16 protein-coding genes and 3 rRNA genes are annotated in these 26,994 nt (G+C 68.4%); 7 read left to right on the plus strand and 12 right to left on the minus strand.

Annotated features, from left to right (window positions below):
* Positions 1-23: 23 nt before the first annotated feature.
* Positions 24-2,867, minus strand: a complete 2,844-nt coding sequence (gene secA / locus V4Y04_RS14270; protein ID WP_332428211.1) for a preprotein translocase subunit SecA — start codon at positions 2,865-2,867, stop codon at positions 24-26.
* A gap of 277 nt (positions 2,868-3,144) precedes the next feature.
* On the opposite strand from secA, the gene V4Y04_RS14275 reads away from it, so the two are divergent.
* Together V4Y04_RS14275 and V4Y04_RS14280 are read left to right on the plus strand one after the other, a co-directional pair.
* Positions 3,145-3,714: a GNAT family N-acetyltransferase gene (locus V4Y04_RS14275; RefSeq protein WP_332428212.1), complete on the plus strand. Its 570-nt coding sequence runs from the start codon at positions 3,145-3,147 to the stop codon at positions 3,712-3,714.
* A gap of 397 nt (positions 3,715-4,111) precedes the next feature.
* The gene (locus tag V4Y04_RS14280; RefSeq protein WP_332428213.1) at positions 4,112-5,299 is read left to right on the plus strand and encodes a winged helix-turn-helix domain-containing protein; all 1,188 of its coding nucleotides are present in this window, start codon (positions 4,112-4,114) and stop codon (positions 5,297-5,299) included.
* A gap of 6 nt (positions 5,300-5,305) precedes the next feature.
* On the opposite strand, the gene V4Y04_RS14285 is transcribed toward V4Y04_RS14280, so the two are convergent.
* The 7 genes from V4Y04_RS14285 to mtnA all read right to left on the minus strand — a co-directional run bounded on the left by V4Y04_RS14285 (position 5,306) and on the right by mtnA (position 14,286).
* Positions 5,306-6,076: a response regulator transcription factor gene (locus V4Y04_RS14285; protein ID WP_332428214.1), complete on the minus strand. Its 771-nt coding sequence runs from the start codon at positions 6,074-6,076 to the stop codon at positions 5,306-5,308.
* Positions 6,077-6,283: 207 nt separating this feature from the next.
* Positions 6,284-6,976: a ribosome hibernation-promoting factor, HPF/YfiA family gene (hpf, locus tag V4Y04_RS14290; protein WP_332428215.1), complete on the minus strand. Its 693-nt coding sequence runs from the start codon at positions 6,974-6,976 to the stop codon at positions 6,284-6,286.
* 311 nt (positions 6,977-7,287) lie between these two features.
* Complete coding sequence (locus tag V4Y04_RS14295) at positions 7,288-8,319, minus strand: ComF family protein (RefSeq protein WP_332428217.1); 1,032 nt, start codon at positions 8,317-8,319, stop codon at positions 7,288-7,290.
* Positions 8,320-8,397: 78 nt separating this feature from the next.
* Positions 8,398-10,263, minus strand: a complete 1,866-nt coding sequence (locus V4Y04_RS14300) for an LpqB family beta-propeller domain-containing protein (RefSeq protein ID WP_332428219.1) — start codon at positions 10,261-10,263, stop codon at positions 8,398-8,400.
* Positions 10,253-12,442: an MtrAB system histidine kinase MtrB gene (gene mtrB, locus V4Y04_RS14305; RefSeq protein WP_332428220.1), complete on the minus strand. Its 2,190-nt coding sequence runs from the start codon at positions 12,440-12,442 to the stop codon at positions 10,253-10,255. The genes V4Y04_RS14300 and mtrB overlap by 11 nt, the downstream gene beginning before the upstream one ends.
* A 1-nt stretch (position 12,443) precedes the next feature.
* Positions 12,444-13,133, minus strand: a complete 690-nt coding sequence (gene mtrA / locus V4Y04_RS14310; protein ID WP_332428221.1) for a two-component system response regulator MtrA — start codon at positions 13,131-13,133, stop codon at positions 12,444-12,446.
* Positions 13,134-13,137: 4 nt separating this feature from the next.
* Positions 13,138-14,286 (minus strand): S-methyl-5-thioribose-1-phosphate isomerase, encoded by a 1,149-nt coding sequence (gene mtnA, locus V4Y04_RS14315; protein ID WP_332428223.1) that lies wholly within the window; start codon positions 14,284-14,286, stop codon positions 13,138-13,140.
* Between the two features lie 147 nt (positions 14,287-14,433).
* Here mtnA and V4Y04_RS14320 point away from each other — a divergent pair, with 147 nt between their 5' ends.
* Genes V4Y04_RS14320 through V4Y04_RS14340 form a run of 5 tightly spaced genes read left to right on the plus strand, consistent with a single transcriptional unit; the run spans position 14,434 to position 20,080 of the window.
* Positions 14,434-15,798 carry a DUF7544 domain-containing protein gene (locus V4Y04_RS14320; RefSeq protein ID WP_332428224.1) on the plus strand — a complete coding sequence of 455 codons (1,365 nt, stop codon included), beginning with the start codon at positions 14,434-14,436 and terminating at the stop codon, positions 15,796-15,798.
* 31 nt (positions 15,799-15,829) lie between these two features.
* A complete protein-coding gene (locus tag V4Y04_RS14325; protein ID WP_332428225.1) occupies positions 15,830-16,585 on the plus strand; it encodes a DUF4129 domain-containing protein in 756 nt (251 codons plus the stop codon).
* Positions 16,582-17,781: a DUF4350 domain-containing protein gene (locus V4Y04_RS14330; protein ID WP_332428227.1), complete on the plus strand. Its 1,200-nt coding sequence runs from the start codon at positions 16,582-16,584 to the stop codon at positions 17,779-17,781. Before V4Y04_RS14325 ends, V4Y04_RS14330 begins: the two co-directional genes overlap by 4 nt.
* Positions 17,781-18,770 carry an AAA family ATPase gene (locus V4Y04_RS14335; RefSeq protein ID WP_332428228.1) on the plus strand — a complete coding sequence of 330 codons (990 nt, stop codon included), beginning with the start codon at positions 17,781-17,783 and terminating at the stop codon, positions 18,768-18,770. The genes V4Y04_RS14330 and V4Y04_RS14335 overlap by 1 nt, the downstream gene beginning before the upstream one ends.
* Entirely contained in the window at positions 18,770-20,080 is a 1,311-nt protein-coding gene (locus V4Y04_RS14340; RefSeq protein ID WP_332428230.1) for a DUF58 domain-containing protein, read from the plus strand. Before V4Y04_RS14335 ends, V4Y04_RS14340 begins: the two co-directional genes overlap by 1 nt.
* A gap of 99 nt (positions 20,081-20,179) precedes the next feature.
* Here V4Y04_RS14340 and rrf read toward each other — a convergent pair.
* From rrf to V4Y04_RS14360, 4 genes are all read right to left on the minus strand, one after another.
* A 5S ribosomal RNA gene (rrf, locus tag V4Y04_RS14345) occupies positions 20,180-20,296 on the minus strand.
* A gap of 87 nt (positions 20,297-20,383) precedes the next feature.
* Positions 20,384-23,502 (minus strand): 23S ribosomal RNA (locus V4Y04_RS14350).
* A 309-nt stretch (positions 23,503-23,811) separates the two neighbouring features.
* A 16S ribosomal RNA gene (locus V4Y04_RS14355) occupies positions 23,812-25,341 on the minus strand.
* Together the 16S, 23S and 5S rRNA genes form the textbook arrangement of a ribosomal RNA operon.
* A 583-nt stretch (positions 25,342-25,924) precedes the next feature.
* Positions 25,925-26,932 (minus strand): stage II sporulation protein M, encoded by a 1,008-nt coding sequence (locus tag V4Y04_RS14360; RefSeq protein WP_332428231.1) that lies wholly within the window; start codon positions 26,930-26,932, stop codon positions 25,925-25,927.
* Between the last annotated feature and the right edge of the window lie 62 nt (positions 26,933-26,994).

The raw sequence follows: 26,994 nt of genomic DNA on the forward strand, positions 1-26,994 counted from the left end.
CACCGCTGCCGGCGGGACCGCGGTCACTTCTTGCGGCGACGTCCGCCCCGCGTCTGCTTGCGGCGCTCGGCGCGCGTGAGGCCGTCGGCCTCGGAGCGCACCGGCTCGTCCTCGGCGAACTCCCCCTCGACGGTGCCGCCCTCGCCGTCCACCGTCGGCGCGGAGAAGTGCAGGTTCCGCCGCTGCGGGGCGTCGAGCCCCTTGGCGCGGATCTCCGGCCGGGCACCCGCCTGCGCGGGCACCGCGTCCTGCGGGGCCTTGTCCAGCGACGGCGCCGCCTCCTCGACCGGGACCTCCTCGACCTGCTGCTCGACCTGGACCTCCAGGTTGAACAGGTAGCCGACGGACTCCTCCTTGATGCCGTCCATCATCGCGGTGAACATGTCGAAACCCTCACGCTGGTACTCGACCAGAGGGTCCTTCTGCGCCATCGCGCGCAGACCGATGCCCTCCTGGAGGTAGTCCATCTCGTAGAGGTGCTCACGCCACTTGCGGTCCAGGACCGACAGCACGACGCGGCGCTCCAGCTCACGCATGATCTCCGAGCCGAGCTGCGCCTCACGCTGCTCGTACTGCTCGCGGATGTCGCTCTTGACGGTGTCGCCGATGTACTCGGCCGTCAGCCCGGCCCGGTCGCCGGCCTCCTCCTCCAGCTCCTCGACGGTGATCCTGGTGGGGTAGAGCTGCTTGAAGGCGCCCCACAGCCGGTCCAGGTCCCAGTCCTCGGGGAAACCCTCGGCCGTCTCCGCCTGGACGTAGGCGTCGATGGTGTCGTCCATGAAGTGGTGGATCTGCTCCTGGAGGTCCTCGCCCTCCAGGACGCGGCGCCGCTCGCCGTAGATGACCTCGCGCTGACGGTTGAGGACCTCGTCGTACTTCAGGACGTTCTTACGGGTCTCGAAGTTCTGCGTCTCGACCTGCGACTGGGCCGACGCGATCGCGCGCGTGACCATCTTGTTCTCGATCGGCACGTCGTCCGGGACGTTCGCCATGGACATCACGCGCTCGACCATCTGGGCCTTGAACAGGCGCATCAGGTCATCGCCGAGCGACAGGTAGAAGCGGGACTCACCGGGGTCGCCCTGACGGCCGGAACGGCCGCGCAGCTGGTTGTCGATCCGCCGCGACTCGTGCCGCTCGGTGCCGAGCACGTAGAGCCCGCCGATCCGCTCGACCTCGTCCTTCTCGGCCTTGACCGCGTCCTCGGCCCGCACGAGCGCCTCCGGAAGGGCGTGCGCCCATTCCTCGATGTGCTCCTCGGGGTCGAGGCCACGCTGGCGCAGCTCCGCCTCGGCGAGGTCCTCGGGATTGCCGCCCAGTTTGATGTCCGTACCACGGCCGGCCATGTTGGTCGCCACGGTGACGGCGCCCCTGCGGCCGGCCTGGGCGACGATCGTCGCCTCACGGTCGTGGTGCTTGGCGTTCAGCACCTCGTGCTGGATGCCGCGCTTGCTGAGCTGCTGCGAGAGGTACTCCGACTTCTCCACCGAGGTGGTGCCGACCAGGATCGGCTGGCCCTTGCCGTGCTTCTCCTCGATGTCGTCGACGACGGCCTCGAACTTGGCGACCTCGGTGCGGTAGATCAGGTCCGCCTGGTCCTTGCGGACCATGGGCCGGTTGGTCGGGATGGGCACCACACCGAGCTTGTAGATCTGGTGGAACTCGGCGGCCTCGGTCATCGCCGTACCGGTCATGCCGGACAGACCGGGCTGTTCCTTGTCGTTGTGGTCGCGGCGCTTGTAGAGGCGGAAGAAGTTCTGGAGGGTGATGGTGGCGAGCGTCTGGTTCTCGTCCTTGATCGGCACCCCCTCCTTCGCCTCGATCGCCTGGTGCATGCCCTCGTTGTAGCGGCGGCCCGCGAGGATACGGCCGGTGTGCTCATCGACGATCATGACCTCGTCGTCGATGAGCACGTAGTCCTTGTCGTTCTTGAAGAGCTCCTTGGCCTTGATGGCGTTGTTCAGGTAGCCCACCAGCGGGGTGTTGACCGACTCGTAGAGGTTGTCGATGCCCAGCCAGTCCTCGACCTTGGCGACCCCGGACTCGTGGATGGCGACCGTGCGCTTCTTCTCGTCGACCTCGTAGTCGCCGGTCTCCTCGATGCCCTTGAGGGGGTTGCCGGGCTCTCCGCGCTTGAGGCGCTTGACCAGCTTGGCGAAGTCGCCGTACCACTTGGTGGCCTGGTCGGCCGGACCGGAGATGATCAGCGGCGTACGGGCCTCGTCGACGAGGATGGAGTCGACCTCGTCGACGATGGCGAAGTTGTGGCCGCGCTGGACCAGCTCGTCCTTGGACCACGCCATGTTGTCGCGCAGGTAGTCGAAGCCGAACTCGTTGTTCGTGCCGTAGGTGATGTCGCAGCCGTACTGCTCGCGGCGCTGGGCCGGCGTCATGTTGGCCAGGATGCAGCCGACGTCCAGGCCGAGGAACTTGTGGACGCGGCCCATCATCTCGGAGTCGCGCTCGGCCAGGTAGTCGTTGACCGTGATGATGTGGACGCCCTTGTCCGACAGGGCGTTCAGATAGGCGGGCAGGGTGCCGACGAGGGTCTTGCCCTCACCGGTCTTCATCTCCGCCACGTATCCCATGTGCAGGGCGGCGCCGCCCATGATCTGCACGTCGTAGTGCCGCTGGCCCAGGACGCGCTTGGCGGCCTCACGGACGGTGGCGAAGGCCTCGGGGAGCAGGTCGTCCAGGCTCTCACCGTCGGCGTACCGCTGCTTGTACTCATCAGTGAGGGCCCGCAGCTCGGCGTCGGAGAGGTCGATGAAGTCCTCTTCGATGGAGTTGACCTGGCCCGCGATGCGGTGCAGCTTGCGCAGGATCTTGCCTTCGCCTGCACGCATGATCTTGGAGAGGACGGACACGGGGGGTGGTCTCCTTGCCGGTCGGGCCTGGGACGGTCGGTTTCCATATTCATTGCTGAGCAACGGCCATCGTATGCGAGGACCCCACCGCGCCGGGAGGCCTGCCGTGACCGTGGCCGCGCACAGCGTCATATCTGTTTCACGGCCGCTTTCGAAGGAACAACGCGCGTGTCCCGCGGATGGTGCCGCTCCATCGCCGGATTGCGCGAAGAGTGACCCTTTCCTCACGTACGGCAAAGAGTTGGCGCCGATTCTCCTCCGTGAGCAGAATCGGCCGATGGACCCCGCCGCCCTCACCACCGACCGTCTTCTGCTGCGCGCAGTCGGCCCCCAGGACACCGACGCCGTGTACGCCGCCTGCCAGGATCCCGGCATCCAGCGCTGGACCACGGTTCCCTCCCCGTACCTTCCCGAGCACGCGCGGGGCTTCACGGAACAGATGTGTCCGGACGGCTGGACGAGCGGTTCGATGTTCACCTTCGGCGCCTTCCTCCCCTCCGGGGAGCTCACCGGCATGCTCGGCATCACCATGCGGTCCCTGGGAGTGGGCGAGATCGGCTACTGGGGCACCAAGAAGCACCGCGGCAACGGCTACATCACCGAGGCCTCCGTCGCCGTCTCCCGCTGGGCCTTCACGAAGATGTCGATCGACCGTGTGGAATGGCGCGCCGAGGTCGGCAACCGGGCCTCCCGCGCGGTGGCGGAACGGGCGGGCTTCGTCATCGAGGGCACCCTGCGCTCCTCGCTCAACAACAAGGGGGTGCTGCGCGACTGCTGGATCGGCTCCCTGCTCCCCTCCGACCTGGGCCTCCCGTCGACGGCTCCCTACCTGCCCGCCAAGGAGTGACGCCCTCCGGGCCGGCCCCCGGGCCGCTCCGGGCCGCTCCGGGCCGCTTCGGGCCGCTCCGGGCCGCTCCGGGCCGCTTCGGACCAGTCTCCAGGTCGCTCCGGTGCGGCTCTTGGAGCGCTCCGGTCCGGCCTCCCGGTCGGTTCCCGGACTTCCCCGGTCCGGCCTTCCGGACGGCCCTCGACCCCGATCAGGGGCGGCGAGGGGCGACTCGGGCGTCCCCGGACCGGTGCCCGCCCGGGGCCCGGTGCCGCTGCCCGGCGGATCGTTGCGGAGCCCCCGTCCGGACGAGCCGTCCGGACGGGCACCGCCGGCCGTCTCCGGCCGTGATCCGCCGGACAGCCCCGGCCCCCGCCGCCCCGGCCGTTGTCAGTGCCGCCCTCTATCGTGCGGACGTATGACGACCCTCCCTCGTCCTTCCACGGACCTCTCTGCAGCCGAGGCCCGCCGCATCGCCCTGCGGGCCCAGGGCTTCCTGGGCGCCCCCGACCGCCGCTCCGGCGTCCGGGGGGTTCTGCGTCATCTGGGTGCGGTGCAGCTCGACACCATCTCCGTCCTCGCCCGCTCCCACGAACTGATCCCCTACGCCCGTCTCGGCGCCGTCGGCCGGGCGACGGTCGAGGACGCGTACTGGAAGGCCGGGGCCGAGCCGCCGCGCGCGTTCGAGTACTGGTCGCACGCGGCCTGCCTGCTGCCGATCGAGGAGTGGCCGCACTTCGCCTTCCGCCGCCGCGCCTACCGCTCCCGCCCGCACTGGCACCACGATCTGCCCGACGGCGCCTACGACCAGGTCGTCAAGCAGCTCCGTGCCCAGGGCCCGCTCACGGCAACCGACCTTGGCGGCGCGAAGCGCACCAGCGAGTGGTGGGACTGGTCCGGCGCCAAGGTCGCCGTCGAGCGGGCCCTGATGTACGGCGAGGTGGTGTGCGTCGAGCGCCGGGGCTGGAAGCGGGTCTACGACCTCGCCGAGCGCGCGATCCCGGATGCCCTGCTGCACGACGAGCTGGACGATGCCGAGTGCCTGCGCCGTCTGGTGCGTCTGGCCGGCAGGTCACTCGGCGTCGGCACCCACGCGGACCTCGCCGACTACCACCGGCTCAAGGGGGAGCAGGTCGACGCGGTGATCGCCGACTCGGGCCTGGTGCCGGTCGCGGTCGAAGGCTGGTCCAAGCCGGCCTGGGCCGATCCGGAAGCCCTCGCCACGCCCCCGCGGGGACGCCACCGTACGACGCTGCTGTCTCCGTTCGACTCCCTGGTCTGGGAGCGGGCGCGCACCGAGCGGATCTTCGGCTTCACCCACCGCCTGGAGGCCTACGTGCCGAAGCCGAAGCGGGTGCACGGCTACTTCGCGATGCCCGTACTCGCCGGGGGCCGGCTCGTCGGCCGCGTCGACCCGGCCCGCGAGGGCCGCACCCTGGTGGCGAAGCAGATCACGCTGGACGGCCCCAAGGCGCTCCCCGCCGTCGCGCAGGCCCTGGTCGAGGCCGCGAGCTGGGTGGACTGCACGGACGTCCGCGTGGAGCGGGTCGACGCACCGGAGCTGCGCGAGCCGCTCACCGCTGAGCTGTCCCGCGCCCTCGCCTGACACCGCTCAGCGGATCTCGAGGATCTTCTCCCGCATCGCGTAGACCACCGCCTCCATCCTGGAGTGCAGCTGCAGCTTCTCCAGGATGTTGCGCACATGGTTCTTCACGGTGTTCTCGGAGATGAACAGCTCCTTGGCGATGTCCCGGTTGTTCATCCCCGTGGCGACGAGCTTGAGGACTTCGAGTTCACGGTCCGTCAGCCGGGGCGCGGGCACAAGCCGGCGCTCGTCGGTGCGCTGGATCATCGACTTGAACTCGGTGAGCAGCTTCGACGCCATGGACGGACTGATCTGCGACTGTCCGTCGGCCACCGCCCGGATGGCGGTGGCCACCTCGTCCGTGGAGATCTCCTTGAGGAGGTAACCGGTCGCGCCCGCCTTGATGGCGTCGTAGAGGTCGGCTTCCTCGTCGCTGATCGTCAGCATGATGATTTTCGCACTGGGGGCCACCTCCTTGATGGAGGTGCACGCCTCGATACCGCCCCTCTTGGGCATCCGCACATCCATCAGGACGATGTCCGGCAGCAGGTCGGCGGCCTTCTCCACCGCTTCCGCGCCGTCCCCCGCCTCGCCGACGACCTGGATGTCCTCCTCGGCCGCGAGCACGATCTCCAGGCCGCGGCGGAACAGCGCGTGGTCGTCCACCACGAGGACCCTGATCGGCTCCCGGTCCGGCTCCTTCACCGGCTCCCCGTACCTGGAGCCCGCGTCCGGCCCCATGCCGGTGCCGTCGTGGCCGGAGTCCTCTCCACGCATCGGTCCGAAGCTGTCCGCCATCGTTCCTCCCCCTGAAGGCTGTGGCCTGTGGTTCTGAGCCATCGCCAACGCAAGGCAACTGCCCACCGTTTGGGCCGTTGCCGCCATGATTCCATGCCCGGACGGCACCGGGGTGACAGCGCAGGGTGCGAAGCGGTCGCACAGCGGTGCCCCTGGGGGCGCACATGCGCGCACCAGGGGCACCGGTCCAACTGTGACCCGGCTCGGTCAGCCGCCGAGCGTTCCGCCCGCCTCGGGGGCATGCGGCTGCGTGACCATGGTGTCCGTGCTGAGGTGGATCACGCCGTAGTCGTAGGCGTGCCGTCGGTAGACGACACTGGGTTCCTTGGTCTCGGAGTCGACGAACAGATAGAAGTCGTGCCCGACCAGCTCCATCTCGTAGAGCGCCTGGTCCAGGGTCATGGGGGCAGCCACGTGGGTCTTCTCGCGGACGATGAGGGGCCCTTCGCCCTGCACCTCCAGCGAGCCGATCTTCTTGGTGGGGACGGCTTCCGAATTCCCTTCGGAGAGCTGTGCCCCCGTCCCGTTGAGTGTCGCCGCGTCGGGGACGTGGTCGGGGACCTCCGCTGCCGAGATCCTGCGCGCTCCGCGCCGCGAGTAACGCTTGTCGTGCTGCTTGCGCAGCCGGGCGTCCAGCTTCTCCGCTGCCAGGTCGAGCGCCGCGTACGGGTCACCCGCCGCCGCCTCTGCCCGGATCACCGGACCGCGGGAGTGGAGCGTGATCTCCACTCGGGCGCTGCGGTCGGCCTGTCGGGGGTTGGGCTCCTTGGACACCTCGACGTCCAGGCTGATCACCTTGCCGTCGAGCTTCTGGATCTTCTCCAGCTTCAGCTTCTCGGCCACGTGCTTCCGGAACCGCTCGGGCACCTCGGTCTTGCGGCCCTTGACGACGATGTCCACGCAGAACTCCGTTCCCGGATCACTCCGCCTCGGTGCGGAGCGTCTCCCTTTTGCACCAGGCTCCGGCCAGCCCCGGAACCTCGGACTCGGTGACTTCCGCCTCCTCCCCCATGGGCGAGATCTCCGGCCCACCGGCCCGGGTGATTATAAAAAACCCGCAGCACGGCATTCGGATTCAAGAGGTGTGGCCTGCGGCTTTCCCTCATGACCGAACATATCTCGCCCGGACGGATGTCGTCACCCTCTCCTACCGCGTACCTCCGTTCAGGTGAATTTACACTCTCACTACCTGCAACGATGCAAGTTCCCCATCAGTTCCGGTTTATTTCGAAAGAATCCGGTGAAGTCGCAACAACCGCAGCGCACTTCACGTCAATGGGCCGGTCGGCCCTGTCCGTACCCGTCGTACCCACTGACCGGCCGGGCCTCCGGCCCGCCCTCACGTGATCCGGTCTGTTTTGTTGTTCCCCTCTCCTTTCCCACCTTCCACCCCTGTACACGAGCGCGGGCGCCGAAATACTCGAATCGGCCCTGAGATCCGCTTGTGCCCGCACCTGCGCACCCACTTCCGTGCGTACCTCCGTACGGACCTCCGTACAGAGGTACGTACCCGTCCGCGGGCGCGGCCCGGCAGACATCGGGTGGTCCACCGCGTCCGCGGCCCACAGTGCGGTCCGCACCGCCCGCGCGGCCTCCGCCAGCGACGCCCCCGTGGTCATCAGGTCGTCCACGAGAACGACCTGCCCACCGCGCAACAACCGGCCACAGCCCGGCGCCACCGCCAGCGCGCCGGCGAGATTGGCCAGCCTCTGCCGGGCGTCGAGTCCCGACTGGTCGGCCACGTTCCGCCGCTGCCGCAGCGCGGGAAGCACCGAAGCGGGTACCCCTTGCCGCCGCAGCACACCCGCCGCCGCCCGGGCGATCCGCAGGGCCGGGTCATGGCCACGGGCCCGTACGGCCCGCCGCGCGGACGGCACGGGCACCAGCAGCACCGCGCCGCGGTCACCGTGGACCGGCCCCACAGGCCCACCCGGGCCCGGCCGCGCCGCCTCACGCAGCCCCGCACCCACCGCTCCCGCCAGGGCTTCGCCCAGCGGCCGGGTCAGGGCCAGGGCGCCGCGCTCCTTGTGGGCCAGCAGCACGGCGCGCACCTCGTCCGCATACCGGGCCGCGGCATGTGTCACCGGCAGACCGTCAGGCTCCGGCTCCGGCCGCACCCGACGAGGCGCGGCACCGCTCAACGCCGTACGGCACCGGGCGCACAGCACCGCACGGGGCCTGCCGCATCCACCGCACTCGGCCGGAAGCACCAGGTCGGAAAAGTCCTGCCACCAACCCCGCATGACCCCACTGTGCCAAGGCCCACCGCACCCGGCCACCCCTGTGGAAAACTCCACCCGGCACACCCGGCCGGCGCGTGCTCACCCCGGATAGACCGGCGCGGTCCCTTCCGTCACCTTCTGCCACTGGGCCCCCGACGGCAGCCGGACGATCCCGTCCACCGAGTGCGCCACCAGTGGCATCTGTTCGTCGGCGGACGCGGTGACCGCCTCGACTCCGGTCAGGGCGGCGGGCTGCGGAACCTCCGGTACGGAGCCGTCGACCTCGACGTACCGCATCTGCTCCACGCCTCCCTCCTCGCGCCCGACCACGACGAGCCGGCTGTCGCCGGTCCACGACATGGCGGTGACCTTCTCCAGCTCGGGCGTCGCGGGCCGCATCTGCAACACGGTGACGGTGGGCCGCGCGCCGGTCTTCTCGGCCGGCCCGGCCGGTCCCTCCCGGCCGTTCGTCCCGCTCCGCTCGATCCGTCCGATCATCAGGGAGCGCCGGTCGCCCTTCTCCACGACGAGCGCGATCCTGACCCCGTCGGCGGCCACCCGGACCGCCTGGATACGCCCGTCCAGGCCCGGAGTGCGCACCTCCAGCGGTTCGCCCGCACCGTCCTCGAGCAGGAACAGCCGCGGATCGGCGGGGTCGCGGTCGGCCGCCCACAGGCCGCCCTGCGCGTCCCAGCTGGGCGCGGTCAGCCGGTCGTCCTCGGACTTGCCCCGACTGCTCAGCACGGGCTCCCCGAGCGAACCGCCCGGCACGATCGATCCGACGTACAGCTTCCCCCCGTCGAACGCGACCCCGGCCGCCGTGCGTTCGTCCCGCGAGACGGCCACCGACCGCAGCGGGGTCCCGCCCTCGCCGAGCGCCCCGGGCACCGGGTACGGCTGGGTACCGTTGCCGCCGGCGGCAATCCGTACCAGCCCGTGCTCCTCGTCGAGGAAGTACAGGTAGTCGGGGCTGCTCAGCGAGCCCCGGTCGGCCACGGTCCCGGTGGTCTCCTGGCTCAGCGAGCACAGCTGCTTCCCGTCGGCCCGCAGCTCGACCTCCTCCACGGCGGGGCTGAGGTTGCGCAGCGTGAACAGCAGTTGGGCGGCCATCTCCTTGCACTGCCTGATGCCGGTGCCGGCCGCCTTGTCGTTGAGCGACACGGTCAGCTTGCCGCGGTCGTCCGCCGTCAGCGGTCCGGCGTCCTCGTGCAGCGCCACGCCCTCGGGAAAGCTCGACCTGACGACCGGGTCCAGCCAGGCCGTGGGACCGCCCAGGAGGGAACGCACCATCTGGGTGGTGGGCTCCACATGACTGCGGACGTACACCGGGTCGGCGACCGCCATCGGAGGCCCGTCCGCGGCGGCCCCCACGGCGCTGGAGGCAAAGTAGTACTTGCTGACGGACATGTAGTTGCGTTGAAAGTCCGACTTTCCCATGACGACGCCCTGCGGCACCCTGTCGATGCGCCACTGTCCGCTCTTCGCGTCCTGCGTGAGATGCACGAGCTTGTTGTACGGCCCGGTGGCGGACGCGTACGCCTGCCGCGCGTCCACGGTGGCGACCTTCTCGCCGGTCAGGGTGAAGGAGACCTCACCGGAATCCTCCCGGCCCGGCGGGTCCGCCTGCGTGCCCGGACCGTCCGCCAGCACCGTGGTGGACAGCTCGGGCCGCCATGCCTCCGCCGCCTCGGCGGTCAGATACTGGCGCGCCGTCCTGTAGTCCGGATCGTCACTCGTCAGCGCCTCGAGGAAGCCCTGCAGGATCTGTGGGGGCGACGCGTCCTTGCTCGGCGGCATCGCGAACACCCGCACCTGCGCGTCCTGCCGGGGCGTGGACTCCACGCCCCGCAGATCCCCGCTGTCGGGCATCGAGGCACACCCGGCCAGCAGCACCGCACCGCTGGTGGCGTACGCGATCATCCGTGCCGGCGTCCTTCGGCCGCGTCCTGCGCGCTCACCGCCCACGTGAAGTCCCCCCCTGCCCGTCCCCGAAGCCGTCGAGCCCTTCCAGACCGTCCACATCGTCCAGCTCATCCAGTTCGTCCACGTCCCCGGCAGTCCCACCGCCACCGGCATCGATCTCCGCGCCCGCGTCCGCACCCGCGTCGGCGGGCGCCGCGTCCCCGGCTGCCGGTCCCGCCGGCTCCTCCCGGGGTGTCGCGCCCGCGGCCGGCCGCGACACCACGCGCGCGCCGTTGCCGGGCAGCGCCGTCGGGTCGGCCGTGGGTGTCACGGCGGGCGACAGCGGGCCGAGCCGATCGCGGGCCGCGTGGGCCGAGCCCTGGGTGTCCGCGGGCGGCGCGGGCAAGGTGGCCCGCTTCTCGCCGTCCCCGCCGCCGCGCGACGCGCCGGCGTCCTCGAGTCCGCGGTTGCGCCGCGAGTCCCTGGGCTCCAGCGGTATCGGAGAGCCCCTCAGCGGCTCGTCCGCCGTCCGGGGCAGGGTCAGCCGGAACTGCGAGCCGCCGCCCGGCTCGCCCCATGCCTGGAGCCAGCCGCCGTGCAGTCGCGCGTCCTCCAGGGCGATGGACAGCCCCAGCCCGGTGCCGCCCGTGGTCCGCGCGCGTGCCGGGTCCGCCCGCCAGAAGCGGCTGAAGACCCGGGTCGCCTCACCGGGCTTGAGTCCGACGCCGTAGTCCCGCACCGCGATCGCGACCGCCCCGCCCGCCACGGCGAGCTTGACGACGACGTCCTTGCCGTCGCCGTGCTCCACGGCGTTGACGACGAGGTTGCGCAGGACGCGCTCCACCCGCCGGGCATCGACTTCAGCGATGACGGGCTGCTGGTCGCCGACCACCTTGATCTGCGTGCCCTTGCGCTCGGCGAGCGGTTCGGCCCCGCTGACCACGCGCCGTACGACGGCCCGCAGGTCGACCGGCTCCGCCTCCAGGGCGGCCGCGCCCGCGTCGAAGCGGCTGATCTCCAGCAGGTCCGAGAGCAGCGACTCGAACCGGTCGATCTGGTCGGCGAGCAGTTCGGCCGACCGCGCGGTCACCGGGTCGAAGTCCTCACGCGCCTCATGGATGACCTCCGCCGCCATCCGTACGGTCGTCAGCGGTGTCCGCAGTTCGTGGGATACGTCCGACACGAACCGGCGCTGCATCCGCGACAGGTCCTCGAGCTGGTTGATCTTCAGCTGCAGGTTCTGCGCCATTTTGTTGAAGGCCTCGCCGAGCCGCGCGATGTCGTCCTCGCCGGTGACCTTCATCCGTTCCTGGAGCCGCCCGGCGGACAGCCGCTCCGCGATACCGGCCGCCATCCGCACCGGTGTCACGACCTGTCGCACCACGAGCCAGGCGATGGCCCCGAGGAGGACGACGACGAACAGACCGGCGGTCGCCAGCGTGCCCTTGACCAGGCTCAGCGACTTCTCCTCCTGCGTCAGCGGGAAGAGGTAGTACAGCTGGTACGGATCACCGTTGGGGTCGTTGACCTGTTTGCCGATGACCAGGCCGGGCTGGGAGTCGGCGCCGTTGCTGTAGACGATCCGCGTGTACCGCTGCGCGGCCCCGGTGCCGATGTCGATCCGGTCCCGCAGATTGCCGGGTACGCTCTCCGCCGGATCGACGTGCCCCGAGGCCCGCGGACCGCGCCCGCCGCCGCTCTCGTCGCCCATGGGCAGGGTGACCACGTCGAAGGCGCCCTGGCCACCGCTGGAGAGCGACTCCACGAGGTCGCTCATCCACTGGATGACGCTCTGCGAGGACCGACCGTCCACCGTGGACGTGTCCTCGCCGGTGCCGCTCGCGGCCTCGTCGGCCTTCTGCTTGGCCACCGCGAACCCACCGGTGGCCTGACTCTGGGACGCCTTCACCTTGGCGTCCAGCAGGCCGTTGCGCACCTGGCCGATGACGACGAAGCCCAGCAGCAGGACCACGCCCAGCGACATCAGCAGCGTGGTGACGACGACCTTGAGCTGGATGTTGCGCCGCCACAGCCGCATGACGGGCAGCAGTGGCCGGCGCACCCAGCGCATGAGCAGGCGGATGACCGGGCTGCCCTGGACTCCGCCCTGGAGCAGCCCGCCCTCCCTGGGACGCCCCCAGCGCAAACGTCCCGGGGTACGGCCCTGGGACGTCCGGCCGACAGGCCGCTCCGGTCGGTCCCCGGACCGGCCGGAGCCCGAAGCGGCACTGTCCCCGGACATGTCAGCTCGGTCCTGCCTTGTAGCCGACGCCACGGACGGTCACCACGATCTCCGGCTTCTCCGGATCCTTCTCGACCTTGGAGCGCAACCGCTGGACATGGACGTTCACCAGCCGGGTGTCGGCCGCGTGGCGGTACCCCCAGACCTGCTCGAGGAGCACCTCACGCGTGAACACCTGCCAGGGCTTGCGGGCCAGCGCGACCAGCAGGTCGAACTCGAGCGGGGTCAGCGCGATCGACTGCCCCTCCCGCTTCACGGAGTGCCCGGCCACGTCGATCACCAGGTCGCCGATGGCGAGCTGTTCCGGCGTCGGCTCCTCCGACCTGCGCAGCCGCGCCCGGATGCGGGCGACCAGCTCCTTCGGCTTGAACGGCTTGACCATGTAGTCGTCGGCACCCGACTCCAGGCCCACCACGACATCGACAGTGTCGCTCTTCGCCGTGAGCATCACGATCGGCACCCCGGACTCCGCCCTGATCAGGCGGCACACCTCGATGCCGTCCCGGCCCGGCAGCATCAGATCCAGCAGCACCAGATCGGGCTTGGCCTCACGGAAGGCGGCCAGCGCCTTGTCACCGTCGGCTACGAAAAACGGCTCAAAACCTTCACCACGCAGCACAATGCCGAGCATCTCGGCCAGTGCGGTGTCGTCGTCGACGACAAGGACTCGTCCCTTCATAAACGACATCATCCCATTAGCTATTCGTGACCTGGCGTGACCTGGCACACAGTGTGGCCAGGGACTCTGCCGTCACGGGTGAGACGGCACCTTCCTCCGTGACGATCGCCGTGACCAGTTCCGGTGGTGTCACGTCGAACGCCGGGTTGTACGCCTGGGTCCCCAGGGGTGCCACAAGAATCCCGCCTCCCGCTTCGGTTCCGGCCATCGACACCTGCGGTGCCGTGACCTCGGTCACTTCATGGCCGGGGCGCTGCTCGACCTCGATGGACGCCCCGTCCGGTGTGCGGAGATCAACCGTCGTCACCGGTGCCACCACTATGAACGGCACGTGGTGGTACCGCGCGAGCACGGCGAGCGGATAACTCCCCACCTTGTTCGCCACCGAGCCGTCGGCCGCGATGCGGTCCGCCCCTATCAGTACCGCGTCCACCTCGCCCGCCGCGAACAGCGATCCCGCCGCACTGTCGGTGAGCAGCGTGTACGCCATGCCGCTGCGGGCGGCCTCGTATGCCGTCAGGCGAGCACCTTGCAGCAACGGGCGCGTTTCGTCCACCCACAGCCGCCTGAGCCGGCCCGCCCGGTGGGCGGTCAGCGCCACCGCGAACGCCGTGCCCTCACCGCCCGACACCAGCGAGCCGGTGTTGCAGTGGGTGAGGATCCGGTGCCCGCCGCCGGGCATCAGTTCGTCCAGCAGCGCCAGCCCGTGCCGGGCCATCCGGGCGCTGGCCTCGGCGTCCTCCCGGTGCAGCTGCCGTGCCGCGGCCAGCGCGGCCCCGGCCGCTTCCCGGAGATCTCCGCCGCGGGCGAGAACACCCCGGTGGGCATTCAGGGCCCGGCGCACCCCCACCCCGAGGTTCACCGCGGTGGGCCGGGCACCCTCCAGCGCGGCGGCCGCGTCGTCCACGTCGAAGCCCCGCACGGCGGCGAGGGCGACGCCGTACGCCCCGGCGATACCCAGCAGTGGCGCACCGCGCACGGCGAGTGAGCGGATCGCCTCCACGAGCGCGGGGGCGTCCGTGCAGACGAGTTCGACCTCCTCGGCCGGCAGCCTGGTCTGGTCGAGCAGCACCAGAACGGGTCCTTCCGGTGGCTCCTCCCAGCGGATCACCGGGATGTCGGTCGGCCGCTGGTGGTCGCCGCTGTGTGCGTACTGATCAGCCATGCGGCCAGTCTGCCCCCTGGAACGCCGACAATTGAAGGCACAGTCCTCACCTCGGCCGGTCCGACAGGTCCGTTGGGGAACACCCCATGACACGATGGCTGCGAACCTGCCGCCGCGACCGCGGACGGGCACCGTGAAGGAGCGACGATGAACGACACTCCGGGCTGGGCTTCGCCCGGATCCGCCCCCTCCGAAGGGCAGGGGCCCGGCACGTCCGGGTCTGCCGAGCCCGCAGAGCGCCCGAACGCCGAGCAGCCCGCCCCACAGGGTCAGGGCTGGTCGAAGGAGCAACCGCCGAGCCAGTGGTCCGCGCCCACCGGCCGGCCCGGCCCCACGGGCCCTGCGGACCCCTCCCAGGCTCCCCCGCCCCCACCGCCCACACCGGGCTGGGGCACCCCGCCCCCCGGCGGGCCCGGTTACGGCGGCGATTACGGCGGACCCGGCTACGGCGGACCCGGGGGATACGGCGGCGGTTACGGCAGTCCCGGCGGATACGGGTCCTGGGGAGGAGGCTGGGGCGGGCCCCCGCCCGCGGCCAAGCCCGGCGTGATCCCGCTCCGCCCGCTCGGCGTGGGCGAGATCCTCGACGGCGCGGTCTCCACCATGCGCGCCCACTGGCGCACGGTCCTCGGCATCTCGCTGACCGTCGCCGTCCTCACCGAGATCATCGTCGTCCTCGTCCAGGGATTCTTCCTGGACAGCCCCAGCTCCGCGGCCCTCAGCGACCCGTCCGCCAGCTTCGACGAGCTGACCGCCGCCATGGGCGACTCCCTGATCAACAGCGGGATCGTCTATGTCGTCACCTTGATCGGCACCATCGCCGCCACCGCCCTGCTCACCACCGTCACCAGCCGCGCCGTACTCGGCACGTCGGTCACCACCGCCGAAGCCTGGCGCGACGCCCGCCCCCAGATCCTGAGGCTGTTCGGCCTGATCTTCCTGCTGATGCTCATCACCACGTTCGTCGTCGCGGTGGGCGCGCTGCCGGGCATCGTCATGGCCGCCACCGTCGGCGGCGCGGGCGCGGTGGTGCTCACCGTTCTGGGCATCCTCGGCGCCGGCCTCGTCGCCCTGTGGCTGATGATCCGCTACTCGCTGGCCTCCGCGACGCTGATGCTGGAGAAGCAGGGCGTCCTGAAGGCACTGAGCCGGTCCGCGAAACTGGTGCGCGGCTCCTGGTGGCGGATCTTCGGCATCCAGCTGCTCGCGATGATCATCGCGGGCTTCGTCGCGTCGATCATCGTCATCCCCTTCACCGTGATCGCCATGACCGTCACCGACGGCGGCGTCACCGGTTTCCTCAACAGCGCCGGCGGCGACATCGGCTGGACGTTCCTCATCATCACCGGTGTCGGCGCGGTCGTCGGGGCCATGATCACGTACCCGATCCAGGCCGGCGTCACGGTGCTCCTCTACGTCGACCAGCGCATCCGCCGCGAGGCCCTCGACCTCGAACTGGGCCGCGCCGCCGGCGTCCAGGGCTACGGGCCCGGCACCGTCCCGGGGAGCTGACCGGGTGCACACCGCGGGGGGAGTGCTCACCATGCCCGTATCGGCGCAGACGCCGGCCGAAGCCGCCGGCAGCGCGGTCCGGGCGCTGCTGCGCGGTGACGGCGAGCCGCCCGTCACCATCCCGCGTGACCCCGCGCGGGAGGCGGCCCGGCGCGAACTGTCCAAGCAGATGTACCACGAGAACGACCCCAGCTGGTTCCAGCGGGCCCTGAACGCCTTCTGGGAATGGGTCGGCAAACTGTTCGACGCCGCCTCCACCGCGGCGCCCGGCGGTACGCTCGGGCTGATCGTCATCGTCGCCGCCGTGCTCGCCGTGCTGGGAGCCCTGTGGTGGCGCCTGGGGACCCCGCGCCGCGGGCCGGCCTCCGCTCCCGCCCTGTTCGACGACCGCCCCCGCAGCGCCGCCGAACACCGCACGGCCGCCGAGGCGCACGCCGTCCAGGGCCACTGGAACCAGGCCGTCCAGGAACGCATGCGTGCCGTGGTCCGTGCCCTGGAGGAACGCGCTCTGCTCGACATCCACCCCGGCCGCACCGCCGACGAGGCCGCCGCGGAAGCCGGCCGCGCCCTGCCCGCCCACACCGGCGGGCTGCACACCGCGGCCCGGAGCTTCGACGACGTGACATACGGCGGCCGCACCGCGACCGAAGAGTCGTACCGGCAGATCACCGAACTCGACCGCGACCTGGAACGGACCAAACCCCGGCTCCCGAGCACCGCCGCCGGTAACCGGAACCACGGCGACAGCACCACGGACGACAACACCCGCCAGGGAGCCGCCGGATGATGACCGAGGTACCGCTCCCCTCCACCTCGGCCTCGCCCACCGCACGCCAGGTGTGGGCCCGCTCCCGAGGTGTCGTCCTCGCACTCGCGCTGCTGGTCGTGGCGGCCGTCGTCATCGCCGTGGTCCGCTCCGACACCCACCACGGCGAACTCGACCCGCGCTCCGCCGACCCCCTCGGCAGCCGCGCGGTCGCCGAACTCCTGGCCGACCGCGGTGTGGACACACGCGTGGTCACCACCCTGGAAGAGGCGTCCGCCGCCGCGAAACCCGACACGACCCTCCTGGTCGCCGTCCCCGACCTCCTGACGCACCGCCAGCAGTCGCGACTGCACTCCACGTTCACCGACTCCGGCGGCCGCACCGTCCTGGTCTCCGCCGGCAGTACGTCCGTCGACCGGCTCGCCCCGGGCGTCGTCGCCGACCCGGCCACCAGCTTCGGCTCCACCCTCGACCCGGTCTGCACCCTGCCCGCCGCCCGCAGCGCGGGCGCCGCCGACACGGGCGGTATCCGCTACACCACCACCCACCTCGACGCCGACAAGTGCTACCCCAGCGAGCGCCTGGCCACCCTCGTACGCGTCCCGGCGGCCTCCGGAGCCGGCGACACGGTCCTCCTCGGCGCCCCCGACATCCTCCTCAACGACCGCCTCGACGAGCACGGCAACGCCTCGCTCGCCCTCCAGCTCCTCGGCTCCCGCCCCCATCTGGTCTGGTACCTCCCCTCACTCGCCGACACCTCCGCCGCCTCCGAAGAAGGCGAACGCGGCCTCTTCGACCTGCTCCCCTCCGGCTGGATCTGGGGCACCGCGCAGCTCTTCGTCGCGGCAGTCCTGGCCGCCCTGTGGCGGGCACGCCGGCTCGGTCCGCTCGTGCCCGAAAGGCTCCCCGTCGCGATCCGCGCCTCCGAAACCGTCGAAGGCCGCGCCCGCCTCTACCGCAAGGCGAACGCCCGCGACCGCGCGGCCACCGCTCTGCGCTCCACCACCCGCACCCGCCTCGCCCCCCTCGTAGGCGTCCCCGCGTCCCAGGCGCACACGCCCGAGGCCCTGCTTCCCGCCCTGTCCGCCCATCCCCACGGCGACGGGCAGTCGTCCCTGCACGATCTCCTGTTCGGCCCGCCACCCGGCGACGACACAGCCCTGACAGCCCTCGCCGACCGACTCGACGCCCTCGAAAGAGAGGTACGCCGTCCATGATGGACCCGACCACTGACAACGCCGCGCACACCGGGGACCCGGCCGCCGCCCGTGCCTCCCTGGAAGCATTGCGCGCCGAGATCGCCAAAGCCGTGGTCGGCCAGGACCCCGCTGTCACCGGCCTCGCCGTCGCCCTGCTGTGCCGCGGGCACGTCCTCCTCGAAGGCGTCCCCGGTGTCGCCAAGACCCTGCTCGTCCGCACCCTCGCCGCCGCTCTGGACCTCGACACCAAGCGCGTCCAGTTCACCCCCGACCTGATGCCGAGCGACGTCACCGGCTCCCTGGTCTACGACGCCCGCACCTCCGAGTTCTCCTTCCAGCCCGGCCCGGTCTTCACCAACCTCCTCCTCGCGGACGAGATCAACCGCACGCCCCCGAAGACCCAGGCGTCCCTTCTGGAGGCCATGGAGGAGCGCCAGGTCACCGTGGACGGCACCCCCCGTCCCCTCCCCGACCCCTTCCTGGTCGCCGCCACCCAGAACCCCGTGGAGTACGAGGGCACCTACCCCCTCCCCGAAGCCCAGCTCGACCGCTTCCTCCTCAAACTCACGATCCCGCTGCCCTCCCGGCAGGACGAGATCGACGTCCTCACCCGCCACGCCGAAGGCTTCAATCCCCAGGACCTGCGCGCCGCCGGTGTACGCCCCGTCGCGACCGCCGCCGACCTGGAAACGGCCCGCGCCGCAGTGGCGAAGACGACGGTCTCCTCCGAGATCACCGCCTACGTCGTCGACATCTGCCGCGCCACACGCGAGTCGCCGTCCCTCTCCCTCGGCGCCTCCCCCCGGGGAGCCACCGCCCTCCTGTCCACCGCCCGCGCCTGGGCCTGGCTGACGGGACGCGACTACGTCATCCCCGACGATGTGAAGGCCCTCGCTCTCCCCACTCTCCGCCACCGCGTACAGCTCCGGCCGGAGGCCGAGATGGAGGGCGTCACGACCGACTCGGTCATCAACGCGATCCTCACCCACGTCCCCGTCCCCCGCTGATGGCCCTCACCGGACGCGCCGCCCTCCTGGCGGCACTCGGCTCTCTCCCCGTCGGCCTCTGGGAACCGGGCTGGACGGGCCTCCTCGCCGTCAACGCCCCCCTGGCGGTGGCCTGTGCCTGCGACTTCGCCCTGGCCGCCCCCGTGCGCCGGCTCGGCCTCAGCCGCTCCGGCGACACCTCGGTACGCCTGGGCGACACCGCCGACATCACCCTGACGGTCACCAACACGTCCCGTCGCCCGCTCCGGGCCCGTATCCGTGACGCCTGGCCCCCCAGCAGCTGGCAGCCCGGCACCGAGGTGGCGGCCTCCCGCCACCGTCTCACGGTCCCCGCGGGCGAGCGCCGACGCATCACCACCCGGCTGCGGCCGACCCGCCGAGGCGACCGCCGGGCCGACCGCGTCACCGTCCGGTCCTACGGTCCGCTCGGCCTGTTCGCCCGCCAGGGCGCCCACGACATCCCCTGGACGGTCCGTGTGCTGCCGCCGTTCACCAGCCGCAAGCACCTGCCGTCCAAGCTGGCCCGCCTGCGCGAACTGGACGGCCGCACCAGCGTCCTCACCCGCGGCGAGGGCACGGAGTTCGACAGCCTGCGCGCCTACGTCCCCGGCGACGACACCCGTTCCATCGACTGGCGTGCCACGGCCCGCCAGTCCGCCGTAGCGGTTCGCACCTGGCGCCCCGAGCGCGACCGGCACATCCTGCTGGTCCTCGACACCGGCCGCACCTCCGCGGGCCGGGTCGGCGACGTCCCCCGACTGGACGCCTCCATGGACGCGGCGCTGCTCCTCGCAGCCCTCGCCTCCCGGGCCGGCGACCGCGTCGACCTCCTCGCCCACGACCGCCGCCTCCGCGCCCTCGTACAGGGCCGTTCGGCAGGCGATGTCCTTCCCTCCCTGGTCAATGCCATGGCCGCCCTCGAACCGGAGCTCGTCGAGACCGATGCCCGAAGCCTCACGGCCACGGCCCTGCGCACAGCCCCTCGCCGCTCCCTGATCGTCCTGTTCACGACGCTCGACGCGGCGCCCATCGAGGAGGGCCTGCTTCCCGTGCTGCCCCAGCTCACCCAGCGACACACGGTCCTACTCGCCTCGGTCGCCGACCCGCACCTGGCCCAGATGTCCAAGGCCCGCGGAAACCCCGACGCGGTGTACGAGGCAGCGGCAGCGGCCCAGGCCCAGACCGAACGTGACCGCACCTCGGAACAGCTCCGCCGCCACGGCGTCACGGTCGTCGAAGCGGCCCCGGACGACCTGGCACCGGCCCTGGCAGACGCCTACCTCGCCCTGAAGACAGCGGGACGCCTCTGAGGGAAGACAAAACAGAAAGGAAAAGGAAAGGGACCCAAGGGTCCTATGAACGCAGGAAAGCCCCGTGCCGGTGGCACGGGGCTTTCCCATTCAAGAATTGTTCGGCGGCGTCCTACTCTCCCACAGGGTCCCCCCTGCAGTACCATCGGCGCAATAAGGCTTAGCTTCCGGGTTCGGAATGTAACCGGGCGTTTCCCCTACGCTATGACCACCGAAACACTATGAAACAGACAACAACCGCACCACGCCAAGTACGTGGGGTCGTTCGTGGTTTCAGAACCAACACAGTGGACGCGAGCAACTGAGGACAAGCCCTCGGCCTATTAGTACCGGTCAACTCCACACGTTACCGTGCTTCCATATCCGGCCTATCAACCCAGTCGTCTACTGGGAGCCTTACCCCATCAAGTGGGTGGGAGTCCTCATCTCGAAGCAGGCTTCCCGCTTAGATGCTTTCAGCGGTTATCCCTCCCGAACGTAGCCAACCAGCCATGCCCTTGGCAGGACAACTGGCACACCAGAGGTTCGTCCGTCCCGGTCCTCTCGTACTAGGGACAGCCCTTCTCAAGACTCCTGCGCGCGCAGCGGATAGGGACCGAACTGTCTCACGACGTTCTAAACCCAGCTCGCGTACCGCTTTAATGGGCGAACAGCCCAACCCTTGGGACCGACTCCAGCCCCAGGATGCGACGAGCCGACATCGAGGTGCCAAACCATCCCGTCGATATGGACTCTTGGGGAAGATCAGCCTGTTATCCCCGGGGTACCTTTTATCCGTTGAGCGACGGCGCTTCCACAAGCCACCGCCGGATCACTAGTCCCGACTTTCGTCCCTGCTCGACCCGTCGGTCTCACAGTCAAGCTCCCTTGTGCACTTACACTCAACACCTGATTACCAACCAGGCTGAGGGAACCTTTGGGCGCCTCCGTTACTCTTTAGGAGGCAACCGCCCCAGTTAAACTACCCATCAGACACTGTCCCTGATCCGGATCACGGACCCAGGTTAGACATCCAGCACGACCAGACTGGTATTTCAACGACGACTCCCCCACCACTGGCGTGATGGGTTCACAGTCTCCCAGCTATCCTACACAAGCCGAACCGAACACCAATATCAAACTGTAGTAAAGGTCCCGGGGTCTTTCCGTCCTGCTGCGCGAAACGAGCATCTTTACTCGTAGTGCAATTTCACCGGGCCTATGGTTGAGACAGTCGAGAAGTCGTTACGCCATTCGTGCAGGTCGGAACTTACCCGACAAGGAATTTCGCTACCTTAGGATGGTTATAGTTACCACCGCCGTTTACTGGCGCTTAAGTTCTCAGCCTCGCCACCCCGAAGAGTGACTAACCGGTCCCCTTAACGTTCCAGCACCGGGCAGGCGTCAGTCCGTATACATCGCCTTACGGCTTCGCACGGACCTGTGTTTTTAGTAAACAGTCGCTTCTCGCTGGTCTCTGCGGCCACACCCAGCTCACCGAGTAAATCGGATCACCGGACATGGCCCCCCTTCTCCCGAAGTTACGGGGGCATTTTGCCGAGTTCCTTAACCATAGTTCACCCGAACGCCTCGGTATTCTCTACCTGACTACCTGAGTCGGTTTAGGGTACGGGCCGCCATGAAACTCGCTAGAGGCTTTTCTCGACAGCATAGGATCATCCACTTCGCCACAATCGGCTCGGCATCGGGTCTCACCCCCATGTCATCCGGATTTACCTGGATGACGGGCTACACCCTTACCCCGGGACTACCACCGCCCGGGCTGGACTACCTTCCTGCGTCACCCCATCACTCACCTACTACAAGTCTGGTCCGCCGGCTCCACCACTTTCCTTTCCCCGAAGGGTCCGGAACGGCTTCACGGGCTTAGCATCGCCTGATTCAATGTTTGACGCTTCACAGCGGGTACCGGAATATCAACCGGTTATCCATCGACTACGCCTGTCGGCCTCGCCTTAGGTCCCGACTTACCCTGGGCAGATCAGCTTGACCCAGGAACCCTTAGTCAATCGGCGCACACGTTTCTCACGTGTGTATCGCTACTCATGCCTGCATTCTCACTCGTCAACCGTCCACCACTGCCTTCCGGCGCGGCTTCACCCGGCAGACGACGCTCCCCTACCCATCACAGCGGGCGTTGGCCCTATAGCTGCAATGACACGACTTCGGCGGTACGCTTGAGCCCCGCTACATTGTCGGCGCGGAATCACTAGACCAGTGAGCTATTACGCACTCTTTCAAGGGTGGCTGCTTCTAAGCCAACCTCCTGGTTGTCTGTGCGACTCCACATCCTTTTCCACTTAGCGTACGCTTGGGGGCCTTAGTCGATGCTCTGGGCTGTTTCCCTCTCGACCATGGAGCTTATCCCCCACAGTCTCACTGCCGCGCTCTCACTTACCGGCATTCGGAGTTTGGCTAAGGTCAGTAACCCGGTAGGGCCCATCGCCTATCCAGTGCTCTACCTCCGGCAAGAAACACGCGACGCTGCACCTAAATGCATTTCGGGGAGAACCAGCTATCACGGAGTTTGATTGGCCTTTCACCCCTAACCACAGGTCATCCCCCAGGTTTTCAACCCTGGTGGGTTCGGTCCTCCACGAAGTCTTACCTCCGCTTCAACCTGCCCATGGCTAGATCACTCCGCTTCGGGTCTTGAGCATGCTACTGAGACGCCCTGTTCGGACTCGCTTTCGCTACGGCTTCCCCACCCGGGTTAACCTCGCAACACACCGCAAACTCGCAGGCTCATTCTTCAAAAGGCACGCAGTCACGAGAATGAGGCAAGCCTCATTCCGACGCTCCCACGGCTTGTAGGCACACGGTTTCAGGTACTATTTCACTCCGCTCCCGCGGTACTTTTCACCATTCCCTCACGGTACTATCCGCTATCGGTCACCAGGGAATATTTAGGCTTGGCGGGTGGTCCCGCCGGATTCACACGGGATTTCTCGGGCCCCGTGCTACTTGGGTGTCTCTCAAACGAGCCGTTGACGTTTCGGCTACGGGGGTCTTACCCTCTGCGCCGGACCTTTCGCATGTCCTTCGCCTACATCAACGGTTTCTGACTCGTCTCATGGCCGGCAGACCATGAAGAGAGATCCCACAACCCCGTAGGCGCAACCCCTGCCGGGTCTTGCACGCCTACGGTTTGGCCTCATCCGGTTTCGCTCGCCACTACTCCCGGAATCACGGTTGTTTTCTCTTCCTGCGGGTACTGAGATGTTTCACTTCCCCGCGTTCCCTCCGCATACCCTATGTGTTCAGGTATGGGTGACAGCCCATGACGACTGCCGGGTTTCCCCATTCGGACACCCCCGGATCAAAGTCTGGTTGACGACTCCCCGGGGACTATCGTGGCCTCCCACGTCCTTCATCGGTTCCTGGTGCCAAGGCATCCACCGTGCGCCCTTAAAAACTTGGCCACAGATGCTCGCGTCCACTGTGCAGTTCTCAAACAACGACCGACCACCCGTCACACACCGCTTGCGCGGTGCTGTACCGGGGTCGGCATCGAGGAGCGGGCCTTGCGGCCGTGCCCTCAGACACCCAACAGCGTGCCCGGCACCCCCTGGCGTCTCCTCCGCCGTTCCACGCCCCGAAGGGGCAGTACTGGAAGGAGAAGACGAGCGGGAGTGCCGAAATAATCAACGTTCCACCCATGAGCTGACCACCGCCGGACGGATGCCGGCGTAGTGGCTCTGGCCGCCTTGCGGCAGCTAGATGCTCCTTAGAAAGGAGGTGATCCAGCCGCACCTTCCGGTACGGCTACCTTGTTACGACTTCGTCCCAATCGCCAGTCCCACCTTCGACGGCTCCCTCCCCGCAAGGGGGTTGGGCCACCGGCTTCGGGTGTTACCGACTTTCGTGACGTGACGGGCGGTGTGTACAAGGCCCGGGAACGTATTCACCGCAGCAATGCTGATCTGCGATTACTAGCAACTCCGACTTCATGGGGTCGAGTTGCAGACCCCAATCCGAACTGAGACCGGCTTTTTGAGATTCGCTCCACCTTGCGGTATCGCAGCTCATTGTACCGGCCATTGTAGCACGTGTGCAGCCCAAGACATAAGGGGCATGATGACTTGACGTCGTCCCCACCTTCCTCCGAGTTGACCCCGGCGGTCTTCTGTGAGTCCCCATCACCCCCGAAGGGGCATGCTGGCAACACAGAACAAGGGTTGCGCTCGTTGCGGGACTTAACCCAACATCTCACGACACGAGCTGACGACAGCCATGCACCACCTGTACACCGACCACAAGGGGGCGCCTGTCTCCAGACGTTTCCGGTGTATGTCAAGCCTTGGTAAGGTTCTTCGCGTTGCGTCGAATTAAGCCACATGCTCCGCTGCTTGTGCGGGCCCCCGTCAATTCCTTTGAGTTTTAGCCTTGCGGCCGTACTCCCCAGGCGGGGAACTTAATGCGTTAGCTGCGGCACCGACGACGTGGAATGTCGCCAACACCTAGTTCCCACCGTTTACGGCGTGGACTACCAGGGTATCTAATCCTGTTCGCTCCCCACGCTTTCGCTCCTCAGCGTCAGTATCGGCCCAGAGATCCGCCTTCGCCACCGGTGTTCCTCCTGATATCTGCGCATTTCACCGCTACACCAGGAATTCCGATCTCCCCTACCGAACTCTAGCCTGCCCGTATCGACTGCAGACCCGGGGTTAAGCCCCGGGCTTTCACAACCGACGCGACAAGCCGCCTACGAGCTCTTTACGCCCAATAATTCCGGACAACGCTCGCGCCCTACGTATTACCGCGGCTGCTGGCACGTAGTTAGCCGGCGCTTCTTCTGCAGGTACCGTCACTTTCGCTTCTTCCCTGCTGAAAGAGGTTTACAACCCGAAGGCCGTCATCCCTCACGCGGCGTCGCTGCATCAGGCTTTCGCCCATTGTGCAATATTCCCCACTGCTGCCTCCCGTAGGAGTCTGGGCCGTGTCTCAGTCCCAGTGTGGCCGGTCGCCCTCTCAGGCCGGCTACCCGTCGTCGCCTTGGTGAGCCGTTACCTCACCAACAAGCTGATAGGCCGCGGGCTCATCCCTCACCGCCGGAGCTTTCAACCCCCGTCCATGCGGACGCGGATATTATCCGGTATTAGACCCCGTTTCCAGGGCTTGTCCCGAAGTGAGGGGCAGATTGCCCACGTGTTACTCACCCGTTCGCCACTAATCCCCACCGAAGTGGTTCATCGTTCGACTTGCATGTGTTAAGCACGCCGCCAGCGTTCGTCCTGAGCCAGGATCAAACTCTCCGTGAATGCTTTCCCGGCGGTGTCCGGTTAAGGACTGCCGGAAGAACACACACGAGAGCGGAACGGTCGGGCGGAATAGGCCCGGCCGTTCACAGCGTCCTCGCTGTGTTTTTTTCAAAGGAACCTCGCCCCGGCCGTGGGCCGGGAACGGGGTATCAACATAATCTGGCGTTGATTTTTGGCACGCTGTTGAGTTCTCAAGGAACGGACGCTTCCTTTGTACTCACCCTCTCGGGCTTTCCTCCGGGCGCTTCCCTTCGGTCTTGCGTTTCCGACTCTATCAGATCTTTGTGATCCGGTTTCCTCGGGGTTTCGCCTTCCGGGTTTCCGCTTTTCGCGTTTCCCTTTCCGGCGGCTCCGACTTTATCAGAAGTTTCGCACCGAACTTGCCGGTCGAATTTTTCCGATTTATCGGGAGGGGCTTCGTCGAAATCTGGGATCTCGAGAAGTAGTCAGATGTTCACGGTTGCCGTTGCGGGTCAGAACCCAGCTCCAGGCAACTGTTCAAATCTACCTCCCCACTCGGTCCGTGTCAACGGTTCCTGTGGGGCGAAGAGGAGACTAGCAGCTGAACGGAGCTCCACGCACATCAGGCCGCCGTCGGCACGGCGGTGCTGCGTTCGGCCGTCTCCAGGTCACCGGTCTCACCGGCCCTGGCCGCGCGTCCGCCCAGGACATAGACGTAGGCCAGGAAGGCCAGCTCCGCGACGACTCCGATGGTGATCCGGGCCCAGGTGGGGAGGCCGGACGGGGTGACGAAGCCTTCGATCGCACCGGAGACGAAGAGGACCAGTGCGAGGCCGATCGCCATGGCCAGTGCTGCCCGGCCTTCCTCCGCGAGAGCCCTGCGCCGCGGGCGTGGCCCGGGGTCGATGAGGGTCCACCCGAGGCGCAGGCCCGTGCCGGCTGCGACGAAGACCGCGGTCAGTTCGAGGAGGCCGTGGGGCAGGACCAGGCCGAGGAAGGTGTCCAGCCGGCCCGCGGAAGCCATCAGTCCGAAGCCGACGCCAAGGTTGAGCATGTTCGTGAAGAGGATCCAGATGACCGGCAGGCCCAGGAAGACGCCCAGGATCAGGCAGAGGGCGGCGGCCCACGCGTTGTTCGTCCAGACCTGGGCGGCGAACGAGGCCGCGGGGTTGCTGGAGTAGTACGTCTCGTACTGGCCGCCGGGGCGGGTGAGCTCGCGCAGCTCGGCAGGTGCGGCGATGGACGCCTGGACCTCGGGGTGGGTGCCGATCCACCAGCCGAGGAGAGCCGCGACGGCGGTGGACAGGAGTGCGGTGGGCACCCACCAGTGACGGGCCCGGTACACGGCGGCCGGGAAGCTGTGCGAGAGGAAGTGCGTGACGTCCCGCCAGGACGCGCGCCGTGCCCCTGTCACAGCGCCCCGCGCGCGGGCCACCAGCTGGCTGAGTCTGCCGGTCAGCTGGGGGTCGGGGGCCGCGGACCGGATCAGCGAGAGGTGGGTGGCCGTGCGTTGGTAGAGGAGGACGAGTTCGTCGGCCTCGGAGCCGGTCAGCCGGCGCCGTCGCCGCAGCAGGGCGTCGAGGCGGTCCCACTCCGCGCGGTGGGCGGAGACGAAGACGTCGAGGTCCATCGGTGTGTCTGCTCCTCGGCTGTTCGTCGGCTCCCGCCACGAGCTCTTCGGTCGTACGGAAC

It is taken from the genome of Streptomyces sp. P9-A2, assembly GCF_036634175.1.
Classification (GTDB): domain Bacteria; phylum Actinomycetota; class Actinomycetes; order Streptomycetales; family Streptomycetaceae; genus Streptomyces; species Streptomyces pratens.

Bases quoted from the DNA above. Each gene is read 5' to 3' on its own strand.
- V4Y04_RS14275 (WP_332428212.1), top strand. From the start codon at position 3,145: ATGGACCCCGCCGCCCTCACCACCGACCGTCTTCTGCTGCGCGCAGTC.
- V4Y04_RS14280 (WP_332428213.1), top strand. From the start codon at position 4,112: ATGACGACCCTCCCTCGTCCTTCCACGGACCTCTCTGCAGCCGAGGCC.
- V4Y04_RS14285 (WP_332428214.1), bottom strand. From the start codon at position 6,076: ATGGCGGACAGCTTCGGACCGATGCGTGGAGAGGACTCCGGCCACGAC.
- V4Y04_RS14295 (WP_332428217.1), bottom strand. From the start codon at position 8,319: ATGCGGGGTTGGTGGCAGGACTTTTCCGACCTGGTGCTTCCGGCCGAG.
- mtrB (WP_332428220.1), bottom strand. From the start codon at position 12,442: ATGTCCGGGGACAGTGCCGCTTCGGGCTCCGGCCGGTCCGGGGACCGA.
- mtrA (WP_332428221.1), bottom strand. From the start codon at position 13,133: ATGATGTCGTTTATGAAGGGACGAGTCCTTGTCGTCGACGACGACACC.
- mtnA (WP_332428223.1), bottom strand. From the start codon at position 14,286: ATGGCTGATCAGTACGCACACAGCGGCGACCACCAGCGGCCGACCGAC.
- V4Y04_RS14320 (WP_332428224.1), top strand. From the start codon at position 14,434: ATGAACGACACTCCGGGCTGGGCTTCGCCCGGATCCGCCCCCTCCGAA.
- V4Y04_RS14325 (WP_332428225.1), top strand. From the start codon at position 15,830: ATGCCCGTATCGGCGCAGACGCCGGCCGAAGCCGCCGGCAGCGCGGTC.
- V4Y04_RS14330 (WP_332428227.1), top strand. From the start codon at position 16,582: ATGATGACCGAGGTACCGCTCCCCTCCACCTCGGCCTCGCCCACCGCA.
- V4Y04_RS14335 (WP_332428228.1), top strand. From the start codon at position 17,781: ATGGACCCGACCACTGACAACGCCGCGCACACCGGGGACCCGGCCGCC.
- V4Y04_RS14340 (WP_332428230.1), top strand. From the start codon at position 18,770: ATGGCCCTCACCGGACGCGCCGCCCTCCTGGCGGCACTCGGCTCTCTC.
- V4Y04_RS14360 (WP_332428231.1), bottom strand. From the start codon at position 26,932: ATGGACCTCGACGTCTTCGTCTCCGCCCACCGCGCGGAGTGGGACCGC.